The following is a 24,850-nucleotide window of genomic DNA, read 5'->3' as shown; positions in this document are numbered from 1 at the left end:
GAGCCTTCCGGGCCGGTGGCGCCGACGGTGGCTAGCCTGCGCGGGTGGAAGACGCGGCTACCGATTCCTTCGTGCACGTCCGCGGCGCCTCCGAGCACAACCTGCGCAACGTCGACGTCGACATCCCGCGGAACGCGATGGTCGCCTTCACCGGCGTCTCCGGTTCCGGGAAGTCCTCGCTCGCGTTCGGCACGCTCTACGCCGAGGCGCAGCGGCGGTACTTCGAGTCGGTGGCACCGTATGCCCGCCGGCTGGTGCAGCAGGTGGGCGCACCGCACGTCCGGGAGATCACCGGGCTGCCACCGGCCGTGGCCCTCCAGCAGCGTCGCGGAGCGCCGAGCTCGAGGTCGACGGTCGGCACCCTGACCACGCTGTCCAACCTGCTGCGGATGCTCTACTCGCGCGCCGGCACCTACCCGCCGGGAGCCGGCCGCCTGGCCGCCGACGCCTTCTCCCCCAACACCGCGGCCGGCGCCTGCCCACGCTGCCAGGGGCTCGGTGAGGTGCACGACGTCACCGAGGACCTCCTGGTCCCCGACCCGTCGCTGAGCATCCGCGACGGCGCCATCGCGGCGTGGCCCGGCGCCTGGCAGGGCGCCAACCTGCGCAGCATCGTGACCGGGCTCGGCATCGACGTCGACACCCCGTGGCGCGACCTCGCCCGCAAGGACCGGACCTGGCTGCTGTTCACCGACGAGCAGCCCTCCGTCCTCATCAAGCCCGAGCGCGACCGCATCGACCACAGCTACCACGGCAAGTTCTGGAGCGCCCGCAAGCACGTCATGCACGTGCTCGCCGACTCCCCGAGTCAGCGGATGCGGGACCGGGCGATGCGGTTCGTCGAGAGCATCGCCTGCCCCGAGTGCTCCGGCAGCCGGCTGCGGCCCGAAGCGCTCGCGGTGACCTTCGCCGGCCACTCGATCGCCGAGGTCAACGCGATGTCGCTCGTCGAGGTCGCGGCGCTGCTGCGGCCCGTGGCGCTGCTCGCCGAGCCCGGTGCCGCCACGTCGAGCGCGGAGTCCGGCGAGTCGACCGAGGTCGCCGTGCGGATCAGCGCCGACCTGGTCACCCGCATCGACGTGCTGCTCGACCTCGGCCTCGGGTACCTCGGACTCGGCCGGCCCTCGACCACCCTGTCGCCGGGCGAGGCCCAGCGGCTGCGGATCGCCACCCAGTTGCGGTCCGGGTTGTTCGGCGTCGTCTACGTGCTCGACGAGCCCTCGGCGGGCCTGCACCCCGCGGACGCGGAGCCGCTGCTGGACGTGCTCGACCAGCTCAAGGCGTCGGGCAACTCGCTCTTCGTCGTCGAGCACGACATGGACGTCGTCCGCCGGGCCGACTGGGTCATCGACATCGGCCCCGCGGCGGGCGCCGGCGGCGGGCGGGTGCTCTACAGCGGACCGGTCGCCGGCCTGGAGTCGGTGGAGGACTCCCCCACCGGCCGGTACCTCTTCGGCCGCTCCGAGCCGATCGAGCACTCCGCCCGGGTGCCGCGGGGCTGGCTGCACCTGCGCGGCATCTCCCGGCACAACCTGCAGGACGTCTCCGTCGACGTGCCGCTCGGGGTGCTGACGGCGGTGACCGGGGTCTCGGGCTCCGGCAAGTCGACGCTGGTCACGCAGGTGCTCGCCGAGGTCGTGCGACGGCACCTCGGCCCGCGGTCGGAGGACCCGGACGACGAGGACCTCGACATCGACCTGCGGGACGCGACCGGGCTGGAGGCGTTCGACCGGCTCGTCCGGGTCGACCAGCGGCCCATCGGCCGCACGCCCCGGTCCAACCTGGCCACGTACACCGGCCTGTTCGACGCCGTGCGCAAGCTGTACGCCTCGACCGACGAGGCGCGGGCCCGCGGCTACACGGCCGGGCGGTTCTCCTTCAACGTCGCCGAGGGCCGCTGCGAGACCTGCCAGGGGGAAGGCTTCGTCTCCGTCGAACTGCTCTTCCTGCCCGGCACCTACGCGCCCTGCCCGACCTGCTCCGGCGCCCGCTACAACGCCGAGACCCTCGAGGTGCTCCACCACGGCAAGAGCATCGCCGACGTCCTGGCTCTGTCGGTCGACGACGCCGTCGCGTTCCTGGCCGATGTCCCGGCCGCGACGCGGAGCCTGCAGACGCTGCAGGACGTCGGACTGGGATACCTGCGGCTGGGCCAGCCGGCGACCGAGCTCAGCGGTGGCGAGGCCCAGCGCATCAAGCTCGCCACCGAGCTGCAGCGTGCCAGCAGGGGCCATGCCCTCTACCTGCTCGACGAGCCGACGGCGGGCCTGCACCCGGCCGACATCCGGCTGTTGCTGCAGCAGCTGCACCGGCTCGTCGACGCCGGCAACACCGTCGTCCTGGTCGAGCACGACCTGGACACGATCGTCTCCGCGGACTGGGTCATCGACCTGGGCCCGGGCGGCGGGAATGCGGGCGGGCGCGTGGTCGCCTCCGGCACCCCGGCCCAGATCGCCGCGGCCGCGGGCAGCGCCACCGCGCCCTACCTCGCGCGGCGGCTCGCCGGCTCCTGATGCGCCCACAGCCGGTCACCCGGACCGCCTAGGAACGGCCGACGCTGAGCACGACCAGGTAGGCGGCCAACCCGAGGGCGAGGCATCCGGCGATGGCCGGGGTGTAGGAACCGAAGCCGTCGACAGCAGCGCCGGCCAGCGGGGAGCCGATCGCCGAACCGATCCCGGCGCTGGTGTAGAGGAACCCCAGCAGCCCGCCCAGGCGTGTCGTGCCGAAGCGCTCGGCCACGACCGCCGGACCGATCGCGACGAACCCCCCGTATCCGACACCCAGCACGACGGCGAAGACGACCAGCACGCCGTAACCGCCACCGAGGCTCCACAGCGCGAAGCTCGCGCCCATGGCCAGGAAGCACCCCTGGAAGGCACGCAGCGCACCGGTTCGTGCCGCGACCAGCCCGAGCAGCAGTCGGCCGGCGATGCTCGCGGCGCCGATGACCCCGACCAGCGCCGCCGCCGCGACCCGGCCCACGCCGGCGGCCTCGGCGTACCCGGGGAGATGCACGAACGGCACGAAGAGCGCGACGGACAGCAGGCCCGACGCCAGGTACAACCGCCGGTAGTCGCGGTTCCGCACGGCCTCGCGCAGGGTCAGCGCCGCCGGGCCGGCCTGCACCGGCGGGCGTTCGACGACCAGGGCGCAGGCGATGAGGACGATCGTGCCGGCCAGGCCCAGCACGAGGTGCGTGTTCCGCCATCCGAGGTCGCCGATCAGTGCGGCGGCCAGCGGCGCGACGGTGAGGGTGCCCAGGCCGATCCCGGTCACTGCCACCCCGATGGCCAGCGTGCGCCGTCGCTCGAACCACCCACTGACGACGGCGACCATCGGAACGTAGGCACAGGCGACTCCGATGCCGACCCCCAGGCCGTAGGTGGCCAGGCCGATCCACAGCTCTCCTGCCACCGATGTCGCGGCGAGCCCGGCACCCAGGGCGAGCGCACCGACGAGCAGCACCCGCCGAGGGCCGTAGCGGTCCACCGCGATGCCGCTCAGGGCGCCGAGGCCGAAGTATGTGAGGGACGTCAGGGCGAAGAAGGCCGACGTGATGCCACGACCCGACCCGAACTCTTCCGACATCGGCTCGAGGAACGCGCCGAAGGAGTAGGCGATCCCGAACGAGACGAACATCGCGGCGAACGCGGCGGCCACCATGACCCAGCCGCGCACGGAGTCGACCGATGCTGGGGCCCGCATGCCTGAGGAACATACGAGACCGCCGCACGACTCCTGGCACGCCGCGACGGATCAGCCGTCCGTGCCGCTCGCCTCCGTCGGGTCAGAAACCCCCGAAGAAGGTGCCGAGCGCGATCACCACGATCAGGGCCAGCACCGGGACGGCGACGGCCACCACGAAGATGTCCTTGTAGGACTGCCGATGGGTCAGCCCGCAGATGGCCAGCAGAGTGATGACGGCGCCGTTGTGCGGCAGGGCGTCGAACCCACCGGAGGCGATAGCGGTCACCCGGTGCATGAGCTCCAGGCTGATGCCCTGGTCCTCGGCGAGGGCGCGGAAGTCGTCACCGAGCGTCTGCAGCGCGATGCTCATGCCGCCGGACGCCGAACCGGTGATGCCGGCGAGCACGTTGACTGCGACGGCCAGGGAGATCAGCGGGTTGCCCGAGACTCCCAGCACGGCGTCGCGCACCATGCGGAAGGCCGGCAGAGAGGCGATGACCGCGCCGTAGCCGACCTCGCTGGCGGTGTTGAAGATGGGCAGCAGCGAGCCCATCGTGCCGGCGTTGATCGACTGCTTCGCACTCGGCAACCGCCTCCAGTTGAGGGCGAGGATGAGCGCGCAGGAGGCGACCAGCGCGACGATGATCGCCCAGATGCCGCCGACCGTCTGGATGTCGGTGGCGCCGTAGGCGTCCTCGGCCAGGTAGTCGGTGTTCATGGCGGGGAAGACCCACGTCACCAATACGTAGTTGGTCGCGATGACCACGAGGATCGGCAGGTAGGACACGGCCACCGACGGCCGGTTCGCCGGCCGCTCGGTCTGCTCGTCGACGACGGAGCCACCGGCCGTGGAGCTGCCGGAGGGCTGGTCGAGCTCTCCGGTGGGGTCGGCCGCCCCGGTGCCGGGTCCGGCCGCACCCCCACCCGGGCCGGACGCCAGCGGGCGCGCTCCCCCGGAGCCGGCGCCTCCGGGTGGGGTGTCACCACGGTCGTCCGGGTTGCCCGAGGGGTCGTCGAGGTACCCCTCGCCGGCCGCCGCGGCCCGTCGCGCCCGCCAGGTCAGCCAGGCCATGCCGCCACCGAACATGACCAACCCGGCGATGATGCCCAGAACGGGCGCGGCGAAGGCGTTGGTGCCGAAGAAGGGCGCCGGGATGGCGTTCTGGATGGCCGGGGTGCCGGGCAGCGCGGTCATCGTGAAGGTGGACGAACCCAGTGCGATCGCGGCCGGGATCAGCCGCTTGGGGACGGCGGCTTCGCGGAACAGCGCTGCGGCGATGGGGAACACCGCGAAGGCGACGACGAACAGGGACACGCCGCCGTAGGTGAGGATGCCGACGGCCAGGACGATCGCGAGAATCGCGCGCTTGCCGCCGAGCTTGTCGACCAGGGAGTGCGCGATGACTCTGGCCGCTCCGGAGTCGTCCATCAGCTTGCCGAAGATGGCCCCGAGCAGGAACAGCGGGAAGTACGTGATGACGTAGTTGCCGAGGGCCGGCATGAAGACCTGGGTGTACGTGGCCAGCAGCGGCAGGCCCCCGGCGAAGGCGGTGGCGAGCAGCGCCATCAGCGGCGCGAGGATCAGCACGTTGATCCCGCGGTAGGCCAGCACCATGAGCAGCACCAGCGACAGGATGATGCCGAACAGTCCGAGCATGGAACGCCCCCTCGTGCCCAGGAACCCCGCAGGACCGCAGCCGACGCGGTGTGCTGTGGATCACATCACGGCGCAGGGTCGACGGCGAACTCGATGCGCACCCCGTGACGGCACGGCCGCCGATGCCATCCACGGGAGCGGCATGCAGGCGCCCACGTCAGACGGCGCACGCCCGCCGACTCCGTGGGAGGGTGCGGGACGTGACGTCGACCGCCTCTTCCCGGTGGACGATCCGGACGTTGTACCAACCGATCGTCGACCTCCGGGACGGCTCGCTCGTCGCGGTGGAGGCGCTGTCGCGAGGGGAACCGGGGCCGCGGGAGTCGGCGCAGGCGCTCTTCGCCTCTGCACGCGCCTCCGGAACGCTGACCGAGCTCGACGAGGGCTGCCTGCACGCCGCGCTGCACGGTGCCGGGCGGAGCCCTGGGCCCGTCACGCTGTTCGTCAACATCGAAGCGGTCACGCTGTCGGCACTGACCCCGAGACGACTGGCGGAGTGGGCGGACCTGGCGGCGGAGCACGTGCGCGTCGTCGTCGAGGTCACCGAACGCGACCTCCTGGAGAATGCCGCGGAACTCGTCCGCGGCGTCCATGCCGTTCGCGACCTGGGATGGGACGTCGCCCTGGACGACGCCGGCGCCGAGCCCAAGGGGCTCGCGCTCATGCCGTTCCTCCGGCCCGACGTGATCAAGCTCGACCTCGCCCTGGTCCGCGGCCACACGACCCTGCAGACCGCCGCGGTGGTCAACGCCGTGCGCGCCGAGGCCGAGCGTTCCGGCGCGATCCTCCTCGCCGAGGGGATCGAGAACGAGCAGCATCTCGAACGCGCCCTGGCGATGGGCGCTCGACTGGGTCAGGGATGGATGTTCGGACGTCCCGGTCCGTTGGCGACCGAGGGCATGTCCGCCCTGCCCGTCCCGCCGCCCCCGCCCGCTCGGGGCGGACATGCAGGCGCAGGCGCCCGGACGCCGTACGAGATGCTCACCGCCACCTCAGCCGCACAACGTGCCACCGTGCCGCTGGTCGCCTCGATGACCCGGCAACTGGAACGGCAGGCACTGCTCCTCGACGACCAGACCGTGGTGCTCGCGAACTTCCAGGACGCAGCGGCCATGACCCCGGCGACCCGCCGGAGGTACGAGTCCCTGGCCAGCCTCTCCGCGCTGACCGCCGTCACCGGCGCGGGTATGCCCGACGAGCCGGCCCCCGGGGTGCACGGCACGGCACTCGAGTCCGGCGACCCGCTCACCGAACAGTGGGTGATCACCGTCGTCAGCCCGCACTTCGCCGCTGCCCTCGTCGCTCGGGACGTGACGGCCGAGTGCGGCGACGAACCCGTCCGCGCGCACGGTCCGGTCGGCCACTCGACGCGCCGCCTGGACTACGTCCTGACCTACGACCGGCAACGGGTCCTCGAGGTGGCGGGACTGGTGCTGTCGAAGGTCCGCGCGATGTCCGCCGCTGCGCCCGCGAGGCCGCCTGCACGCAGCACACAGACCCCGCGCGCCGTGGGCGTGCCCCCCGCTGTCCTCCCGGATCTCCTGCTCCGGGCCATCTCGACCGCCAGCAACGGCATCGTCATCGCGGACGCCACGCAGCCGGATCTCCCGCTGGTCTACGTCAACGCAGCGTTCCTGCGCCTGACGGGCTATTCCGCGGACGAGGTGCTGGGCCGCAACTGCCGCTTCCTGCAGGGCCCGGCCACCGACCCGACCCAGGTGCAGCCAATCAGCCGCCGGCTGCTCGCCGGGCGCGACGTCCACACCGTCCTGCTCAACTACCGGCGCGACGGGTCGGCCTTCTGGAACGAGCTCCACATCAGCCCGGTCACGGATGCCGCCGGCGACATCACGCACTACATCGGCAACCAGCTCGACGTCTCGAGCCGGGTGGAGCGCGAGCGACGGACGACCTACCTGGCCCACCACGACGAGCTGACCGCGCTCCCCAACCGGGCACACACCCTCGACCACCTCCGCCTGGAACTGCGACGCGCGCGGCGGAACGGCGGGAGCGTCGCCGTCGTCATGCTGGATCTGGACCAGTTCAAGGAGATCAACGACCGGTTCGGCCATGCTGCCGGGGACAGCGCGCTGCGCTGGGCAGCGCGCCGTCTCCGATCGGCAATCCGCGCTGGTGACCTGCTCGGACGCCTCGGCGGCGACGAGTTCCTCGTGGTACTCGCCGGCCTGCCCCCGACGACGGGCCCGCTGGAGAGCCCGGGGCCGTCGGCCGACGAGACGCTCCGTCGGGTCCAGGAGCACATCCACGCCGCCCTCGATCGCCCACTGGCGCTGGCCCACGCCGAGGTCCGCCTCAGCGCAAGTAGCGGAGCCGCTCTGTTCCCCCGCGACGCCGCAGAGGCAGCGGAGCTGATCGCCCACGCAGACGCCGCCATGTACCTCGACAAGAGTGGCGGCTGACGAGTCGGGTCCCGGCAGGCGGGCCAGCACCGGGGGTTCGCCCCGGTCCGAGCAGGTGGACGCCCGCTGTGCAGACTCTCGGTGACGACCGTCACCGCATGGACCAGCTGAGAGGAAGACCGGATGCAGACCGCCGAGCCAACGGAGCTGTTCGACCTGCGCATGAGCGAGGGGGCCAGGCCGCTCTACGACCGCGTCGTCCGTTTCCTCGAGGACGTCGTGGCACCGATGCAGGAGGAGTACTTCCGGCTCGGCGAGGGACGCAGCGACCGGTGGTCGTACGCACCGGGTCAGCTCGAGGCGCTCGAGGGGGCCAAGACCAAGGCCAAGGAGGCCGGTCTCTGGAACTTCTTCCTCCCCAACTCCGAGGTCGGCGGTCTGACCAACCTCGACTACGCCTACATCGCCGTCGAGCTCGGCAAGTACCCGCTCGGCTCCGAGTCGCTCAACTGCTCGGCCCCCGACACCGGCAACATGGAGGTGCTCGAGCGCGTCGGCACACCGGAGCAGAAGGCCCGGTGGCTCGAGCCGCTCCTCAACGGCGAGATCCGCTCCGCCTACGCCATGACCGAGCCCGACGTCGGCAGCTCCGACGCCAAGAACATCCAGCTCCAGGCCGTGCGCGACGGGGACGAGTACGTCCTCAACGGCGAGAAGTACTACATCTCCGGGGCCGGCGACCCGCGCTGCAAGATCATGATCGTCATGTGCCAGACGAACCCCGCGGCGCCGGCACACGCCCAGCAGTCCCAGATCCTCGTGCCGATGGACACCCCCGGCGTCGACGTGCTCGGCCCCATGAACGTGTTCGGCCGCGACGACGCCCCGCACGGCCACATGCACATCCGGTTCACCGACGTGCGCGTGCCCGCCGCGAACATGCTCCTCGGCGAGGGCCGCGGCTTCGAGATCAGCCAGGTCCGCCTGGGTCCTGGACGGATCCACCACTGCATGCGTGCCATCGGCCAAGGTGAGAAGGCCCTGGAGCTGATGATCCGCCGCGGCAAGTTCCGCGAGGCGTTCGGCAAGCCGATCCTGAACCTCGGCAAGAACATGGAGACGGTGTCGCGGGCGCGCATCGAGCTCGACGCCTGCCGCCTCATGGTGCTGAAGGCCGCCAAGGCGATGGACGTGCTCGGCAACTCCGAGGCCCGCGTCTACGTCTCCGCCGTGAAGGCGATGGTGCCGGAGAAGGTCTGCCAGATCATCGACCAGGCCATCCAGATCCACGGCGCCACCGGGGTCTCGCAGTGGACGCCGCTGGCCGACATGTACACCAGCCAGCGCACCCTCCGCCTGGCCGACGGGCCCGACGAGGTGCACCACTTCGTCGTCGCCCGCGCGGAGGCCGGTCGCTACGACGAGCCGGCCCCCGGGCGCTCCGATGCCCGGGGCGAGGGCGTCTTCGCCGGCCCCTGAGCACGCAGGGTCCCGCGAGCGGATCACCCCGAGTCCACGACGAAAGGGCCCGGTCACCGTGATGACCGGGCCCTTTCGTGACCGTGGAACACAGGATGCGCAGAAGCGGGTGCCGACACCGAAGTCGGCCTGTTCCTGGCAGGCGGAGGGACCACGGGAGATGGGCCCGCCCACCCGAGCACCGGGACAGTCGCCGGACGACCGGGAGCGTGGGACCGTCCGCCTGACGACCCGGCCATCACCGAAAGGCAGACGATCATGAACCTGGTCATGTCTCACAACGCCGTCGACAAGCGATTCGAGGCTCATGACGACGGAACGCTGGCCGGTTTCGCCGCGTACATGCTCGCCGGCGACCTCATCATCTTCTCGCACACGGAGGTCGATCCGAGTTACGAAGGACGCGGTGTGGGCGGAAGCCTGGCGCGAGAAGGACTGGACGACGCCCGAGGACGCGGGCTCAAGGTGATGCCCCTGTGCCCCTTCATCAAAGCCTGGATCGAGCGGCACGGGGAGTACGGGGACCTCTTGTTCAACGCGCCTCCGAGTCGGGTGACCGACTAGCTGGTGCACCCCGGGAGGTCCAGGCGGTCAGCCGACGTGCCAGTAGCGCCGGACGAGTTCCTCGCGAGCAGCGTCGTCGCCCGAGAGGTCGACGTCCTGCACGGCCTCGTCGGCCTCGCGCAGGCTCTCGATGACGGCGTCGACGAGCGCGGCCGGGAACACCCCGTCGGCCTCGAACATCTCGCGGGCGGACTCGAGGGCGTCGGCCGCTCCGGCGCACGAGGTCGGCAGCTGCTCGAAGTCGTCGTGGTCGGCCGTGCTGAGCTTCGCGGCCAGCTCCAGGCTCGTGGGATCGCTCAGCCCACGCCGTGCCGCGACGGCCATGCCGGCCAGCAGCAGGTGCACGTCGGCCGAGCCGTCGCCGACCCGGAGCTCGACCGTCTGCGGATGGATGGCGGGCTCCGGGACGGGTTCGGCGCTGCCGGGATTGGCGTGCGCGAGCATCCCGGGCAGTACGTCGCCGTTCCAGGCCAGGGGCACCCGGACCAGCCCGGTGCGGTCCTTCTCGCCCCAGCAGATGTCGCCCGGTGACTCGTCACCGTCGGCGAACCGCAGGTAGGACGTCGGGACAGTGTTGCCGAAGGCGGTGAGCGCCTTCGCCGCCGAGAGGTAGCCGGCGACCAGCCGTCGCCCGGTGTCGTTGATCCCGTCCTTCCGCACGATGGTGCTCGCGCCGTTGCGCACCAGCCGGCTGTGGATGTGCAGGCCGTTCCCTGCCCCCTCGCTGCTCACCGAGGGGGCGAACGTCGCCTCCAGTCCGGCTGCTGCGGCGACCTCGCGCACCACCCACTTCGCCAGGACGAGGTTGTCGGCCGCCTGCTCCAGGGGCACGGGCTGGAGCTCGATCTCGTGCTGCACCAGTTGCCGGTCGTCCTCGAGGATGTTGCCGACCTCGCCGTGGGCGTACTTCAGCGGCACGCCCATGGCGCTGAGGTGCCCCAGCACCTGCTCACGGACCCGCTGCCCCTTCGAGAACGGGGCTGACTCCTGGTAGCCGCGCTCCTCTTCGACGGGGTAGATCCGGTCGGGCTCGTCGACCAGGTAGTACTCCAGCTCGCCGAACGCCTCGAGGACCATGCCGGTCTCCTGGGTCAGCGCCTCCGCGGCCCGGCGCACGATCTGCTCGCGCGCGTAGGAGAGCGGCTGCCCGTCCTCGTCGTAGAAGGAGCACAGCACGTCGAGCGAGGGCCGCTCGCCGAAGGGGTTGACGAACGCGGTGCGGTGACGCGGTACGACGTACACGTCGCTGGCGTCGGTGTCCGTGCCGGCGAAGACGCTCGAGCCGTCCACGCGCTCACCACGGGTCAGCACCTCCAGGAGGTGGTCACGCGAGTTGATGGCGAAGGCAAGCGTCTTCAGCCGACCGTCACCGCCGACGTAGCGCAGGTTCACCTGGCGCAGTCCGAGCTCTTCGACCGCCCGCACGAGATCGCCGGCCGTGAAGTGAGCCGAGGGCTTGCCGAGCAGGCGGACGACGGGATGGGGCTCGAACGCGTCGATGGGCATTGGGTGTTCGTACCAGTGTTGAGCCGGAACGGTCCGGTGAAAGCGACACCGCATCGGCCCGCACGGAGGCACCGGAACCGCGTCCGGGCGACAGAATGACCGCATGCCTACGCGTCCGCCGTCCTCGCGAGTGCTGGCAGCTGTGGTCACCGGAGCGGCCACGACCTTGCACTACGCCTCCCCCGACGTCATCACCGATCGCCGGACCCGCGGCTGGGCGAAGGTGGCGATCACCGGCGTCGCCCTCATCGCGTCGGTGCCGGAAGTGCGGGCCACCTGGTCCAGCGACCGCCAGGCGCCCGACGGCGAGGCCTCCCTCGCGGAGCTGTTCCGCTCCATGCCGACCTCGCGGAAGGCCGTCGCCCTCACCCCGGTGGTCGCCGTCGTCGGCGCCATGGTCGGCTGGCTGGCCTTCATGGAACGGCTGATCTTCCGCCGCGGGCAGCGGCGAGCGGCTGCGGGCAAGCGGCTGCCGCACACCGGGCCGGCGCTGGTCTACGGCTTCCTGGCGGGACTGCTCTGGTTCCTCAGCCCCCCGGATGACCGCCGATGACCCCCGCCTCGGCCAGCCGGCCGAGCTCCTCGTCCGGCACGCCGAGCTCGCTCAGCACCGCGGTCGTGTGCTCTCCGACTGCCGGCGCGGGGCCGCGGGGCGCGATGTCGGCGCCCTGCACGCGGAACGGGGCACGGACGGTCCGATAGCGGCGTCCGGACGGTTCGCTGATCTCCGGGAACAGACCGTCGGCGGCGGCCTGCTCGTCGGCGGCGAACTCCGACACCGTGGACGCCGGCCCCCAGATGAAGCCGTGCTGGTCGAACAGCGCGCACCACTCCTTGAGCGGCCGGGTGGCGAACAGCTCGTCCAGCAGCCGGGTCAGCTCCGGCATGTTCGCCGACCGCGCGGCCCGGTCGGCGAACCGGTCGTCGTCGGCCCACTCCGGGCGGCCGACCGCGGCGCAGAACGCCGGCCACCAGTGCGGCTCCGGCATGAACAGCAGGATCCACCGGGAGTCCGCGCAGCGGAACCCGCCGTGCAGCGCGTGCGGCCGGGCGATCCGGCCCTGCGGCGTCGGCGTCACCCCGTCGATCAGGGTGGCGGACAGGTCGCTGGACATGCTCCAGGCGGCGGCGCCGAGCAGGCTGACGTCGACCACCTGGCCCTCCCCGGTGGCCTCGGCCAGCCGCAGGGCGGCGAGGACGGAGCCGAACAGCGCCAGCGCGGCGGTGTGGTCACCCTGCGCCGGCCGGAGCCGCGGTGGCGCCGGGTTGTCCGGCTCGCTCATGGCGGCGAGGACCGCCCCCCGCCCGAAGAACGCCGTGAGGTCGTAGCCCGGACGCGCCACGTCCGGGCCGACGGTGCCGTAACCGGTGAGCGTGGCGTGCACCAGCCGTGGATTGACGCCGAACAGGGTGGCGGGGTCGAGCCCGTACTTCGCCTGCCGGGCGGGCAGCAGATTGCACAGGAACACGTCGGCACCGGCGGCCAGCCGGCGGACCAGGTCGGTCCCCTCGGCTCGGTTGAGGGCGACGGCGATGCTCCGTTTGCCCCGGTTGTCCATCGCGAAGGCGGCGTCGACCGGCGCCTCGCCCTCGGGCACGGCCGGCTGGCGCGTGGCACCGCGCATCGCGTCGCCACGCAGCGGCTCCACCTTGACGACGTCGGCGCCCATGTCGGCCAGCAGCGCGGCGGCGCCCGGCGCAGCCATCCAGTTGGCCACCTCGACGACGCGCACGCCGTCCAGCGGAGCAACCACGGTTCCCTCCTCGTCGATGAGAAGTGCAGGTGGTGGCCCCCTGCAGGGGCCCGTTGCGAGCGTGCGAGCGGCGGGGGGCAGGGGGTCCTTCTTCAGTCCGCGAGGTAGTCGAAGACGCAGCTGGCCCGGCCCAGGGTGAGGTCGACCAGGATGTGGCTCGCCGACACGATCTCCCGGACCGGCAGGTCGGCCAGCGGCGCCAGCACGTGCTCGAACAGCTGGAGCCGGGCGGGACCGGTCCAGGCCCCCTTGATCGTCATGTCGGTGATCTGGCTGCGGGCCAGCTCCAGGACGCGCGGCCGCCGGTCGTAGCCGGGCAGCATCTTGAGCCCGTAGGTCGGGCGCCCGATCTCCGCGCGCGCGGCCTCCTCCGACATCGGGGCGTGCTTGTAGCCCATCGTCGCGGTGGCCACCCGCAGCGTGCCGTAGTCCAGGGTGCCGACGAGGGTGTCGGTGTCCACGTACAGCTGGGGCGCCCCCATCTTCTTCGGAAAGGCGCTGATCTCCCGGCCGCTGGCGATGGACGCGAGGCTGTCGACGTACATGGCGTGCAGGTAGTCGGCGGGTTCGCCGTCGTACTCGACCTGCAGCACTTGGCCCGACTCGGTGAAGGAGCCCAGACCGGTGACGTCGGGCATCCGCATGACCTCGAACCGCACGAGCGGCTCGGTCACCTGCAGCGGCTCCGGGACGAGCCGCCGCATCGCGTCGACGTCGGTCCGGTAGAGGATGTTCAGGTACTCGCGGTCGGTGAAGCGGTAGCGCCCCGACGGGTAGGCAGGCGCGCCCAGCGGCGTCGTCGACTGCCGGCGGACCTCCTCGATGTTCACCGCGTCTCCTCCGCACGGGCCGCGTCGCGCGCCTCGATGACCGCCAGCTGGGCCCGGTCGCGCGTCTCGATGTGCTGCTCGTACCCGCGGTCGCCGAACCGGCTCTCCATCTGGCTGCTGATCAGCTCCACGGTCGCCTCGTCCAGCTCGGGCTGCTCGACCTTCTTCCACCGCCGGGCCATGCCTGGGCCGAGGTGCTCGAGGAAGTGCCGCATGCCGCCCGGCCCGCCGCCGAGGTGGAAGCTCTCGAAGGGTCCGGCGGTCGCCCATCGCACGCCGATGGACTCGGTGACGATCTCGTCGAGCTCGGCGGCGCTCACCACCCCTTGGCTGACCAGCCACACGCACTCGCGGAACAGCGTCGACTGCAGCCGGTTGGCGACGAAGCCGTTCAGCTCCTTGTGCAGGACGACGGGCTTCTTGCCGACCGACCGGTAGAAGTCGACCGCGCGCTGCACCGTCTCCGGCGAGGTCCGCTCCCCCGGCACGACCTCGACCAGCGGCAGGACCTCGGGCGGGTTGAACGGGTGTCCGACCACGAGCCGCTCCGGAGTGCGCATCTCGCGCGCCAGGTCGCTGGGCATCAGCGCCGACGTCGACGACGCGATGAGCGCCTGCTCGGGCGCCGCCGCCTCGATCCGGGCGAACAGCTCCTGCTTGAGCTGCAGCCGCTCCGGCGCGTTCTCCTGGACGACGTCGACGCCGGTGACCGCGGTCTCGACGTCGTCGACCACCCCGATGGCCGCCAGCACGCGCTCGGCATCGCCGGCCAGCTGCGGCTGCAGCGCCGCCAGGTGCCGCACCGCCCGCTCGACCTCCGGGCCGACGTCCGGACGGGGATCCTGCACGCGGACGGACAACCCGTGCGCGGCGAACAGGGCCGCCCACGACAAGCCGATCGTGCCCGCGCCGATCACCGCGACGCTGCGTTGGACCTCGGTCACCGCGCCCCCCTCGGCGCTCGAATCTCGTCCCGGATCTGACCACACCGGGCGGCCGACGGCGAGCCGAGCCGAGTGGACCGGACCGGCGACTCGGTCAGGACCGCGCCGTCAGGCCCCGTCGGAGCTCGTCCATGGCCTGCGCCAGGTTCACCTTCGGCGCCCAGCCCCACGCCTTCGCGCGATGGGCGGGCATACGCCCGGTCCAGACCGACTCGTCGGTCCACTCGGGCGCGACGCCCAGCGCCTCGGTGACCGTGCCCAGGTAGTCGCGCCACGTCGCGGGCTCGCCCGCGACGATGACCGGGGTGGTGCTGCCGGCCACGGGGCCGCGCTCGGGGTCGTCGGCGTCCGCGACGGCGCCGATGGCGACGTCGGCGAGAAAGGCCGCCAGGTCCTCGACGTGCACCCAGGCCCAGGTCTGCTCCGGGTTGGCCCGTCGCTCGCCGTCGCGGGCCGCCTGCGGTCGCAGCGTGTTCCAGACCGAGGTCTCGCCCTCGCCCAGGATCGCGGGCGGGCGGACCAGGACCGTCGTCAGGCCCTCGACCTGCGCCAGCGCGACGTCGGTGGCGTTCTTGGTGTCGGGGTAGGCGCCGCTGCCCTCGGGCAGGAGCGCGCTGTCCTCGACGACGTCGCCGATCCCGGCCGAGCGGTCGTAGACCCCGGCCGTGGAGACGTGCACCAGCCGCGAGACGCCCGCGTCCCGTGCGGCCCGGGCGAGGACCGGCGTGCCCTCGGCGCCCACCTGGTGCTGGACCTCCCGGGACGAGCCCATCGGGTGCACTGTCGTGACGACGGCGTCGGCGCCCTCGGTCACCGTGCGGGCGAAGGACTCGTCGGCGAAGTCGCCGACGTGCTCGGTGAGCCCGTCGAGCGCGGGCGCGCTGCCGGCGCGGCGGACGACGGCGCGCACCGTCGCCGACCGCTCCGCGAGCGCTCGGCACACCGCGCTGCCCACCAGCCCGTTCGCACCGGTCACCACGACGACGGGAGAGGAGTCAGCCATGGTGACCACCCTGCCAGCGACTGCTCGATCGCGCCCGGCCCGGTCGGGCCTAGATTCCTGGGCGTGGACGTCGTCGTGGAGGTCGGGGGTTGGGAGCACGAGTGCTGCGGGGACGCCATCGAGCGGAACGAGCTCGTGGATTTCCAGTGCATCCGGTTCACGGCGCCCGACGGTCGGCTGCAGCTCATCGAGAGCCACCACGGCGGACTCGGCGTCGCAGCCGACGAGCGGGTCCACGGGCGCGTGACCGAGATCGAGGTGGTCGACGGCGCCGGGGGCAGGCAGGCCGTCCACCGCGTGCCCAGCGGTCGGGCGCTGCGGGGCTTCGACCCGGACGACGACGGCCACCTCGAGGCGCCGTGGACAGGGGAACCCGTCACCGCGCCCGGCCTCGACTTCCTCGTGACGGTTCGGACGTCCCGCTGACGCCCGCTGCTACGGAGCCGAGGGGCCCGACCGCTCGGCGCCGCCGTGGATGAGGCGGAGGTCCGGCCGGGTCGTGATGCTCTCCCGCTGGTCCGGCACCGCCGGCAGTCCGGCCGCGCGGCGGACCCGGTTCTCCGGGACGTCGAGAGCGCGCGCGAGGACCCCGGCGAGCCCCTCGCTGATGAAGCTCCTGCCGCCGCTGCGGGCCATGAGGGCGAGCGTCTCGGCGGGGATGACCCACCGCGAGCGACGTGCCGCCTCGTCGGTGGACCGGGCGAGCTCCCAGAGACGACGGCGGACGAGCGCCTGCAGCTCATCTCCGGCCATGCCTGCAGGCTAGGTGGAACGGCCGCGGGCCGCATCCGAAGACGAGTCGCTGCGCCGCCGGCCGGCCGTCAGCCGGCGCCAGATCCAGCCCGCCGGCACGCGGTGGCCGGTGAGGACGTACTCGAGGACCCCCTCGACCAGCAGGACCGTCGACAGCGCACGGCGGGCCGCCGCCCACCCCGCGATCAGGAGCTCGTCGCCCGGACGCAGCACGAACTCCTCACCGGGCGCCAGCGTCGTCCCACCGTCGCGGAGGATCGCGAGCACCACCGCGTGCAGCGGGTCCGACCGGTCCTCGGGATTGCGCATCAGGGCGCCGAGGGTCGCCTCGCCCGTCGCCAGCCAGCTCTCCACCGCGGGAGCGTCCTGCGCGGTGAGCCGCACCTTCCACAGCGTCTGCACGCGGGTTCCGCAGACGTCGGTCAGCCGGTCGACCATCTGCTGCGCCCACTCCTCGCCCATCCCCGGCATCTCGCGCAGGAACCGCCACAGCAGCGGCGTCGACAGCTGCGCGTAGACCTCGTGCGCGACCACCTCGGTCGGCACGAGCAGCGCGTCGATGTCCATCGCGGCGAACAGCGGCGCGCTCGCGGGCCGGTTCTGCCGGGCGACGACGAACAGCGACGGGTTGCTGCGCCGGGCCGCCGCGACCAGGGAGAGGTTGGTGGTGTCGTTGTCCGTGCCCGCGACCAGTCCCACCGCCCGGTCCAGGTCGGTCTGCGCGAGCACCCATGGATCGGAGCCGTCGCCGACCAGCAGGTCGGCGCCGTCGGCATCGGTCGGCGCCAGCTCGACGACCGTGGCGTCCAGCCCCTCGGCGCGCAGGTCGGAGGTGAGCTCCCGGCCCAGCCGCCCGTACCCGAAGACCACCCAGCGTCCGCTGGCCGGCGGCGTCCCGCGCTCGGGCAGCTCCGCTCCCGGCCCGCTCTCCAGCCAGGTCTTCAGCTGGTAGGCGGCGGGCGACCGGAGCGCGAGCCGCATGTGGTCGCCGAAGCGGTCGAACGCGTTGACCAGGCTCGGGTTGCCGAAGGCCTGCATGCGCTCGGCGACCGTGCGGGAGGTGACCCTGGCGATGACCGGCAACTCCGGGCGGAGCAGCGCGGCCGCCATGACGACGGTCAGGTTCGCCTCCTCGTCGTTCGTCAGCGCGACGACGGCCTCGCAGCAGGGATGGCCCAGTCCCGCGACCGCCAGGTGACCGGCGTCGCGGGCGTCCGCCGCCAGGCCGGGCACGTCGGAGACGTACGACCCCAGTTCCAGGCGGTCGATGCGCTCCTGGTCGACGTCGAGGACGACGAAGCGGCGGCCCAGCTTGTCGAAGGACCGCCCGACCAGCTCGCCGGTGCGGCCGTGACCGGTGATGAGCAGGAAGGGCTCACGCAGCCGCGCCACCTTCCGGCTGAAGTGCTGCAGCGCAAGCGCCGAGCGGAACGCGCGGTCCTGGAGGAGGGCCAGCAGCGAGCCGATCGCGTAGGCCCAGCCGATCACGGTCAGGTAGATCGAGACCGTCACCCACATCCGCTGGTTGTAGGTGAAGGGCTCCGGGATCTCGCCGAATCCGATGGTCGTCGCGGTGTAGCTCATGACGTAGAAGGCGTCGAAGAAGCTCATCCGCAGGGGCTCGCCGTCCGCGGTCTGGCCCGGGATCAGGGTCAGACCGAGCACGCTGACGGCGAAGATGACGATCAGGACGATCAGCGGCGCCCGCATGCGGCGCATGATCAGGAAGACCGTGGCCGACGCCTGCGCGGCCGAGGCCGCGGCGACGCGGACGGTTCCGCGGCGGACCCGGCGGTCGCCCTCGGAGTGCCGGCCGGCGAGCCTCCGCACCAGCGCCGCGACGGGGTTGCCCATCGTCAGCCGCGGTGGAAGGAGACCGTCTCCACGACGAGCAGGACGATCGAGATGATGTTGGCCAGGAGCGCACCGCCCGACAGGGAGACCACGCTCGCCGTCCACGACTCGTTCATCCCCGCCGACGAGATGTGCGTCGCGTAGCCGAACAGCAGCGTCGCGGCGATGAGCTGCAGCACCGCCACCAGGCTCGTCGCGAGGTGCACCGCCCCGATCTGCGTCCGGTCGCCGAACTTCAGCACCGTGGCGATCAGGTTGACGACGACGGCGGCGAAGAGCTCGTAGGGGTTGTGCAGGGCGGGGTCGTCGATGTCACCGAGGAAGAACCCGAAGTTGAGGGTCGCAGCCAGGACGACGAAGAACCCGAAGACGACCTTCTCCAGGTTCACGGCGCCTCCTCTCGGCGCCTGCCACTGCCCTGGTGCTGCGGATCCGAAACCCCGAGGTCAGCGGAACGTCGTCAGGCGGACCGTCTCCGGCAGCTCCCGCAGCGCCGCCAGCAGTTCGGCCGGCAGGACCGCGTTGACGTCGGTGACCACGTACCCGATCTGGCCGCGGGTGCCGAGGACCTGCCCGTCCACGTTCAGCCCGTGGTCGCCGACGAGCGCGTCGACACGGGCCAGCACGCCGGGGATGTTGTGGTGCAGCAGGCCGAACCGGTCCGCGGACGAGCCGTGCAGCGCCACCGCGGGAAGGTTGACGCTCAGCGTCGTCGTGCCGGTGCGGGTGTAGTCGGCCAGCTTCCCGGCGACGAACCGCCCGATGTCGTACTGCGCCTCCTGGGTCGAGCCACCGACGTGCGGGGTGAGGATGACGTTGGGCAGCCCGCGCAGGGCCGAGACGAACTCGTCGCCCTGCTCCCGCGGCTCCTCGGGGAAGACGTCGACGGCCGCGCCGGCGATGTGCCCGCTGAGGATGTTGTCGCGCAGCGCCTCGTGGTCGACGACGAAGCCGCGCGAGAGGTTGAGGAACAGGCTGCGCGGCCGCATCTTGGCGAACTGCTCGGCGCCGAACATGCCGGCGTTGCCGCCTCGACCGTCGACGTGCAGCGTCACGGTCTCCGCGCGCTCCAGCAGCTCGTCGAGGCTGTTGCAGCGCTCGGCGTTGCCCAGCGCCAGCTTGTCCTCGAGGTCGTAGTAGACGACGCGCATGCCCAGGGCCTCGGCCAGCACCGACAGCTGGCTGCCGATGTTGCCGTAGCCGATGATGCCGAGCGTCCGTCCGCGGATCTCGTGGCTGCCGGACGCCGACTTGTCCCAGGTGCCGGCGTGCAGCGCCCGGTCCCGGTCGATCAGCCGCCGGGCCAGGCTGATGATCTCCGCGATCGCCAGCTCCACGACGCTGCGGGTGTTGGAGTAGGGCGCGTTGAACACCGCCACCCCGGCCGCCGCGGCGGCGGTCAGGTCGATCTGGTTCGTGCCGATGCAGAAAGCTCCGATGGCGCCCAGGCCCGGGTGGCGGGCGAGGACGTCAGCGTCCACCTGCGTCTTCGACCGGATGCCCAGCACGTCGACGCCGTCCAGCGCGGCGGACAGGTCAGCGGGGTCCAGCGCCCCCCGGACGGTCTCCACCTCGTAGCCGGCGGCGGACAGCAGGTCCACGGCGACCGGGTCGATGTTCTCCAGCAGCAGTGCTCTGGGCATGTCCGGGGCCTCCTGGGGCAGCAGCCATCGCTGCGGGTCGAGGAGCCACGACTATCTCGCACGCCCATCAGGCGCCCCGCACGTGCCCCTCCCTGGCGACCTGCGCGGAAGGTACGGGAGGCTCGGCGAGAACCCCGCTCAGCGTCGTCATGAGCACGCGGAGCCGGGCGACGTCCTCGGCGTCCAGCCCGTCGAAGACCACCCGGCGCACCTCTGCCACGTGACCCGGAGCGATCCCGGCGAGGAGCGCGAACCCCCCGTCGGTGAGGCAGGCGTACTGGATGCGCCGGTCGGTCGGGCACGGTCGGCGGGACACCCAGCCACGCTCCTCCAACGCGGCGACGGCATGGCTGAGCCGGGACGGGCTGGTGGCGGTCAGCCGCGCGAGCTCGCCCATGGCGAGGGCGCGCTCCGGCTGGGCGGAGAGCGTGGCCAGCACCTGGTCATAGGCGTGGCCGATGCCGGCCTCCGAGCGCAGCCGGCGGTCCAGCGCCTGCGGCAGCAGCTGGACCACCCGGAGCAGCGGCAGCCAGGCGGCCATCTCCTGCTCGTCGAGCCAGCGCGGCGTCGTCGCCCCGTCCTGCGCAGTCACGGCCGCGGCCTCAGGCGACCTGGAAGGAGCGCTTGGACAGGCCCAGGGTGAAGCCCTCGATGGCCGTGGTGACCGGTGCGCCCGGATCGGTCGCGGCGCCGAGGGTGACGAACAGCGGCGTGAAGTGCTCGACGGTCGGGTGGGCATAGCGCAGGCCCGGCGCCCGGAGCCGGAACCGGGCGAGCTCCTCGACGTCGCCGCGGTGCAGCGCGTCGGCGGCCCAGAGGTCGAAGTCCGACGACCACCCGGGGACGACGTCGGGCCGCGACCAGTCGATGAAGGGCAGGCCGTGGGTCATGAACCCGGAGCCGATCACCAGCACGCCCTGCTCCCGCAGCGTGCGCAGCCGCTCCCCCAGGCCGAGCAGCGTGGTCGTGTCGTGGGTGGGCAGGCTCAGCTGCAGCACCGGGATGTCGGCGTCGGGGTACATGACCTTGAGCGGCAGCCAGGCCCCGTGGTCCAGACCCCGGTTGCGGTGCTCGTACACGTGCTGGTCGGCCGGCAGCACCGACAGCACCTGCTGCGCCAGCGCCGAGGGGTCCGGGGTGTCGTAGCGCATCCGGTAGTACATCGGGGCGAAGCCGCCGAAGTCGTAGACCAGCTCCGTCGGCACCGTGCTGGTGATGCCCAGGCCGTCGGACTCCCAGTGCGCGCTGACGATGAGCACCGCCGTCGGCCGGGGCAGCGCCCGGGCCCAGTCGTGCAGCTGCCGCATCCACGGCCCGTCCTCGAAGGTCGGCGGAGCGCCGTGGGACAGGTACAGCGCCGGCAGCGGACCGTCGTCGGCCGTCCAGGACCGGTGCGGCCCGGCCGCCTCGACGGCGGCGACGTGCCGGAGGTGCGCGGCGAACGGATGGCGCGGATCGATGAGCGCGTCAGCGGCAGCGGTGCTGCTCAGCGGTGTGGTCGTCACGGCGCCGTCCTTCCTGGTCAGACTGCGGTGGGGACGCCGAGCGGAACCTGCAGCGCCTCCAGCGGCAGTCGGTCGCGTGCCGCCGCCTCCCGGCCGGCGAGCACCTCCGGCAGTTCCGCGGTCTCGTCCCGGCGGCCGATGGCCAGGACGACGAGCGGAATGACGCCGTCGGGCAGCAGGGCGGCGATCCGGCCGCTGTCGAAGCCACCCATCTGGTGCACCGCCAGCCCCTCGACCTCGGCCTGCACCGACAGGTGGGCCACGGCCTGACCGGTGTCGTAGACCGCCCAGGGCCGCTCCTTGCCCTCGGAGGTGTGCGTCTCGGCGGCGACGACGACGAGGGTGGACGCGGCGTGCGCCCAGATCCGGTTGCCTCCGGCGAGCGCATCGAGGACGGCGGCGTGCTCCGGAGTGCCTCGGTGCGTGACGGCGAACCGCCAGGGCTGGGTGTTCGACGCGCTGGGCGCCCAGCGGGCCGCCTCGAGCAGCGCGGTCACCTGCTCGTCGGTGAGCTCGTGCCGGGGATCCAGGCCGCGGGGGCTCCAGCGGCCGGCCAGCAGCGGGTGCAGCGGAACGGCGGTGGCAGCGGTCTTGTGCGGGGTGCTCACAGATCCTCCGAGAAGTTGCTTGAACCTTCAACTGTCACGGTACGCCGAGGCATGTGGGACTTCGAGCTTCCAAGCGGAGCCGGTTCGGATCTCGCCGCCGGCGAGGGTTCGGCCCAGCTTTTGCCGTCCGGGCTCTGCGGTCCTACCGTCCCAGCAAGGTCAATGGCGACCCTGCGACGGCGACGGGCACAGCGATGACGAACCCGCAGAACGAAGCGTCTCCCCTCGACCGTCGCTCGCTGCGCAAACTCATGGCCGCGGGACTCATCGGCAGTTCGATCGAGTGGTACGACTTCTTCATCTACGCCACTGCGGCGGCGCTGGTGTTCGGCGAGCTCTTCTTCCCGAACGCCTCTCCGCTCGTCGGCACCCTGCTGTCCTTCAGCACCTTCTGGGCCGGCTTCATCGCGCGCCCGATCGGCGGCCTGGTCTTCGGCCACTTCGGGGACAAGGTCGGCCGCAAGCCGGCCCTGGTCACCTGCCTGATCCTGATGGGCTCCGCCACCTTCCTCATCGGCCTCCTGCCGACGGCCGACTCGATCGGCGTGCTCGCGCCGATCGCGCTGGTCCTGCTGCGGTTCCTGCAGGGCATCGCGGTCGGCGGCCAGTGGGGCGGAGTGATCCTGCTGCTCACCGAGAACGCCGGCCGGGACCGCCAGGGCCGTGCGGGCACCTTCGGGCAGATGGGCGTCCCCATCGGCGTCATCCTGGGCAACGTCGTCTTCCTGACCGTGAGCGCCACCACGAGCGCGGAGGCCTTCGTCTCCTGGGGATGGCGCATCCCGTTCCTGGCCAGCGCCGTGCTGCTCCCGGTGGTCATGTTCATCCAGCTGCGGGTCGAGGACACGCCGGTCTTCCGTCAGCTGCAGGGGCACCACGAGGAGGCCGCCGACGAGAAGGTGGCGCAGGCGCCGCTCAAGGAGGTCGTGCGCAAGCACCGGCGGCCGGTGCTGCTGGGCGCGGGCCTGCTGTTCGGCACCAACGCGATCTTCTACATCAGCATCGCCGGGGTCCTGGACTACGCCACCCGCGACCTCGGCGTCGACCGCGACGAACTGCTCGCCGTCACGCTCGCGGCCTCGGCGATCTCGGTGTTCATCATCTACTTCAGCGGCAGCGTGTCGGACCGCATCGGCCGGCGGCCACCCATCCTGGTGGGCGCGGCAGTCATCTCGCTGTGGGCGTTCCCGTTCTTCTGGCTGATCGACACGGCGTCGCTGCCGTGGATCTTCGTGGCGCTCGTCGGCGGGCTGATCGGCTCCTCGCTCACCTACGGGCCGCTGGCCGCCTTCCTGGCCGAGATGTTCGAGCCGCGGATCCGCTACTCCGGTGCGTCCCTGGCCTATCAGCTGGCGGCCATCCTGGTGAGCGGTGCGACGCCGTTCATCATGACCGCGTTGCTGGCGGCCACGGACTCCTCCGCCTCGGTGTCGGCCTACATCTGCGTCATGGGCGTGATCACGTTCATCTCGGCGCTCGTCCTGCGCGAGACCCGCACCAAGGAGGAGATCCGCGGCGAGCGGGCACCCGAGAACGTGTGACGACCGCCCGGCCGGGCGTCAGTGCGGCATGGTCAGGATCGGCTTGACGACGGCGCCGCTGTAGGAGGCCTCGACGGCGTCCTCGATGCGGTCCAGCGAGAAGTACTGCACCAGCTGGTCGAACGGGAACCGACCCTGCAGGTGGAGGTCCATCAGGGCGGCGATCAGCTGCTGGCCATGGCCACTGCCGCCGAGGGTGCCGCGGATCGTCTTGCCCCACAGGGTGGTCAGGTGGTCGGCGCTGAACTCCGCTCCGGCGGGAGCGCCGCCGATGAGCAGCGCCGTTCCGAGCATGCCCACCGAGTCGATCGCCTGCCGGATCACCGCGAGGTTGCCGGTGCAGTCCAGCGACGCGTCGGCGGGACCTCCGCAGATGTCGGTCACCGCCGCCACCGGGTCGGTGTCGGTCGCGTCGATCGTGTGCGTGGCGCCCAGGCCCTCGGCCAGCCGCAGCCGGCCGGCGTGCCGGTCGACGGCGATGATCGTCGTCGCCGCGGAGTTGCGGGCGGCCATCACCGCGGCCAGGCCGACGGTGCCGGTGCCGTAGACGACGATCGAGCTGCCCGGCTGGGGCCTCAGCGTGTTGAACACCGCCCCGGCGCCGGTGGCCAGCCCGCAGGCGAGCGGGCCCAGGAGCTCCACGGGCAGGCCGTCCGGAACGGGGACCAGCGACGACGCCGTGGTGATCGCGTAGGTCCCGAAGGAGGACTGCCCGAAGAAGTGGCTGGCCAGCGGGGACCCGTCGGTTCCGCGCAGGGCAGAGGCGCCGTCGAGCCGGTGGCCGCCGCCGACCAGCTCGCCCATGCGCAGGCAGTAGCGCGGCTCCCCGGCTCCGCAGTTACGGCAGGCTCCGCACGACGGCCAGCCGAGGACGACGTCCTGGCCCTCGCGGACGCCGGTCACCCCGTCCCCCACCGCGACCACCGTCCCGGCGCCCTCGTGGCCGAGCACGCCGGGCAGCGGAAAGGGCAGGTCGCCGTCGCGCGCGATGCCGTCGGTGTGGCAGAACCCGGTGGCGGCCACTTTGACCAGGACGTCCCCGGGGCCCGGCTCGTCCAGCTCGACCTCCCGCACGACGAACGGGCCGTGCAGCTCCTCCACGACGGCAGCGGTGATCCTCATGCCCGTCCTCCTCGCTCGTGCGTCCGGCCGCTCC

The 24,850-nt window shown here is 72.2% G+C and carries 22 protein-coding genes; 7 read left to right on the top strand and 15 right to left on the bottom strand.

The window, feature by feature from the left end:
• The first annotated feature begins 44 nt into the window (after positions 1-44).
• Positions 45-2,513 carry an excinuclease ABC subunit UvrA gene (gene uvrA / locus LBW97_RS10660; RefSeq protein WP_224499405.1) on the top strand — a complete coding sequence of 823 codons (2,469 nt, stop codon included), beginning with the start codon at positions 45-47 and terminating at the stop codon, positions 2,511-2,513.
• A gap of 28 nt (positions 2,514-2,541) precedes the next feature.
• Here the strand turns inward: uvrA and LBW97_RS10655 are convergent, their stop codons facing one another.
• Both LBW97_RS10655 and LBW97_RS10650 read right to left on the bottom strand, forming a co-directional pair.
• Complete coding sequence (locus LBW97_RS10655) at positions 2,542-3,708, bottom strand: MFS transporter (RefSeq protein WP_224499404.1); 1,167 nt, start codon at positions 3,706-3,708, stop codon at positions 2,542-2,544.
• 82 nt (positions 3,709-3,790) lie between these two features.
• On the bottom strand, positions 3,791-5,347 hold the full coding sequence (locus LBW97_RS10650) for a GntP family permease (RefSeq protein WP_224499403.1): 1,557 nt from the start codon (positions 5,345-5,347) through the stop codon (positions 3,791-3,793).
• Between the two features lie 122 nt (positions 5,348-5,469).
• Here LBW97_RS10650 and LBW97_RS10645 point away from each other — a divergent pair, with 122 nt between their 5' ends.
• From LBW97_RS10645 to LBW97_RS10635, 3 genes are all read left to right on the top strand, one after another.
• On the top strand, positions 5,470-7,770 hold the full coding sequence (locus tag LBW97_RS10645) for a diguanylate cyclase domain-containing protein (protein WP_224499402.1): 2,301 nt from the start codon (positions 5,470-5,472) through the stop codon (positions 7,768-7,770).
• A gap of 123 nt (positions 7,771-7,893) precedes the next feature.
• Positions 7,894-9,189, top strand: coding sequence for an acyl-CoA dehydrogenase family protein (locus tag LBW97_RS10640; RefSeq protein ID WP_224499401.1), 1,296 nt, complete (start codon positions 7,894-7,896; stop codon positions 9,187-9,189).
• Between the two features lie 258 nt (positions 9,190-9,447).
• Entirely contained in the window at positions 9,448-9,753 is a 306-nt protein-coding gene (locus tag LBW97_RS10635; protein ID WP_224499400.1) for a GNAT family N-acetyltransferase, read from the top strand.
• Positions 9,754-9,780: 27 nt separating this feature from the next.
• On the opposite strand, the gene LBW97_RS10630 is transcribed toward LBW97_RS10635, so the two are convergent.
• The gene (locus LBW97_RS10630) at positions 9,781-11,259 is read right to left on the bottom strand and encodes a glutamine synthetase beta-grasp domain-containing protein (protein WP_224499399.1); all 1,479 of its coding nucleotides are present in this window, start codon (positions 11,257-11,259) and stop codon (positions 9,781-9,783) included.
• 103 nt (positions 11,260-11,362) lie between these two features.
• Between LBW97_RS10630 and LBW97_RS10625 the strand changes: the two genes are divergently transcribed.
• A complete protein-coding gene (locus LBW97_RS10625) occupies positions 11,363-11,812 on the top strand; it encodes a hypothetical protein (protein ID WP_224499398.1) in 450 nt (149 codons plus the stop codon).
• Here LBW97_RS10625 and LBW97_RS10620 read toward each other — a convergent pair.
• The 4 genes from LBW97_RS10620 to LBW97_RS10605 form a co-directional block, all read right to left on the bottom strand.
• On the bottom strand, positions 11,787-13,013 hold the full coding sequence (locus tag LBW97_RS10620; protein WP_224499397.1) for a CaiB/BaiF CoA-transferase family protein: 1,227 nt from the start codon (positions 13,011-13,013) through the stop codon (positions 11,787-11,789). The genes LBW97_RS10625 and LBW97_RS10620 overlap by 26 nt on opposite strands.
• 92 nt (positions 13,014-13,105) lie before the next feature.
• Positions 13,106-13,843 carry an acetoacetate decarboxylase gene (locus tag LBW97_RS10615; RefSeq protein WP_224499396.1) on the bottom strand — a complete coding sequence of 246 codons (738 nt, stop codon included), beginning with the start codon at positions 13,841-13,843 and terminating at the stop codon, positions 13,106-13,108.
• The gene (locus tag LBW97_RS10610) at positions 13,840-14,787 is read right to left on the bottom strand and encodes a 3-hydroxyacyl-CoA dehydrogenase NAD-binding domain-containing protein (RefSeq protein WP_224499395.1); all 948 of its coding nucleotides are present in this window, start codon (positions 14,785-14,787) and stop codon (positions 13,840-13,842) included. Before LBW97_RS10610 ends, LBW97_RS10615 begins: the two co-directional genes overlap by 4 nt.
• Before the next feature lie 94 nt (positions 14,788-14,881).
• Complete coding sequence (locus LBW97_RS10605) at positions 14,882-15,790, bottom strand: NAD(P)-dependent oxidoreductase (protein WP_224499394.1); 909 nt, start codon at positions 15,788-15,790, stop codon at positions 14,882-14,884.
• A 63-nt stretch (positions 15,791-15,853) separates the two neighbouring features.
• Here LBW97_RS10605 and LBW97_RS10600 point away from each other — a divergent pair, with 63 nt between their 5' ends.
• Positions 15,854-16,216, top strand: a complete 363-nt coding sequence (locus LBW97_RS10600) for a DUF6578 domain-containing protein (RefSeq protein WP_224499393.1) — start codon at positions 15,854-15,856, stop codon at positions 16,214-16,216.
• 9 nt (positions 16,217-16,225) lie between these two features.
• Here LBW97_RS10600 and LBW97_RS10595 read toward each other — a convergent pair whose 3' ends face one another.
• The 7 genes from LBW97_RS10595 to LBW97_RS10565 all read right to left on the bottom strand — a co-directional run bounded on the left by LBW97_RS10595 (position 16,226) and on the right by LBW97_RS10565 (position 22,153).
• Entirely contained in the window at positions 16,226-16,543 is a 318-nt protein-coding gene (locus LBW97_RS10595; RefSeq protein WP_224499392.1) for a hypothetical protein, read from the bottom strand.
• A gap of 9 nt (positions 16,544-16,552) precedes the next feature.
• Positions 16,553-18,397, bottom strand: coding sequence for an NAD-binding protein (locus LBW97_RS10590; RefSeq protein ID WP_224499391.1), 1,845 nt, complete (start codon positions 18,395-18,397; stop codon positions 16,553-16,555).
• Positions 18,398-18,399: 2 nt separating this feature from the next.
• Positions 18,400-18,786, bottom strand: a complete 387-nt coding sequence (locus LBW97_RS10585; RefSeq protein ID WP_224499390.1) for a DUF6394 family protein — start codon at positions 18,784-18,786, stop codon at positions 18,400-18,402.
• A gap of 57 nt (positions 18,787-18,843) precedes the next feature.
• Positions 18,844-20,040: a phosphoglycerate dehydrogenase gene (serA, locus tag LBW97_RS10580; RefSeq protein WP_224499389.1), complete on the bottom strand. Its 1,197-nt coding sequence runs from the start codon at positions 20,038-20,040 to the stop codon at positions 18,844-18,846.
• Positions 20,041-20,107: 67 nt separating this feature from the next.
• Complete coding sequence (locus LBW97_RS10575) at positions 20,108-20,632, bottom strand: MarR family winged helix-turn-helix transcriptional regulator (RefSeq protein ID WP_224499388.1); 525 nt, start codon at positions 20,630-20,632, stop codon at positions 20,108-20,110.
• A gap of 10 nt (positions 20,633-20,642) precedes the next feature.
• Positions 20,643-21,545 (bottom strand): dioxygenase, encoded by a 903-nt coding sequence (locus LBW97_RS10570; RefSeq protein WP_224499387.1) that lies wholly within the window; start codon positions 21,543-21,545, stop codon positions 20,643-20,645.
• A gap of 17 nt (positions 21,546-21,562) precedes the next feature.
• The gene (locus LBW97_RS10565) at positions 21,563-22,153 is read right to left on the bottom strand and encodes a nitroreductase family protein (protein WP_224499386.1); all 591 of its coding nucleotides are present in this window, start codon (positions 22,151-22,153) and stop codon (positions 21,563-21,565) included.
• A gap of 194 nt (positions 22,154-22,347) precedes the next feature.
• Here LBW97_RS10565 and LBW97_RS10560 point away from each other — a divergent pair, with 194 nt between their 5' ends.
• Positions 22,348-23,694 carry an MFS transporter gene (locus LBW97_RS10560; protein ID WP_224499385.1) on the top strand — a complete coding sequence of 449 codons (1,347 nt, stop codon included), beginning with the start codon at positions 22,348-22,350 and terminating at the stop codon, positions 23,692-23,694.
• 18 nt (positions 23,695-23,712) lie between these two features.
• On the opposite strand, the gene LBW97_RS10555 is transcribed toward LBW97_RS10560, so the two are convergent.
• Positions 23,713-24,816: an NAD(P)-dependent alcohol dehydrogenase gene (locus LBW97_RS10555; protein ID WP_224499384.1), complete on the bottom strand. Its 1,104-nt coding sequence runs from the start codon at positions 24,814-24,816 to the stop codon at positions 23,713-23,715.
• Between the last annotated feature and the right edge of the window lie 34 nt (positions 24,817-24,850).

The organism is Blastococcus sp. LR1 (genome assembly GCF_020166105.1).
Taxonomy (GTDB): Bacteria; Actinomycetota; Actinomycetes; order Mycobacteriales; family Geodermatophilaceae; genus Blastococcus.
This window is presented reverse-complemented; position numbering and strand designations above follow the sequence as displayed.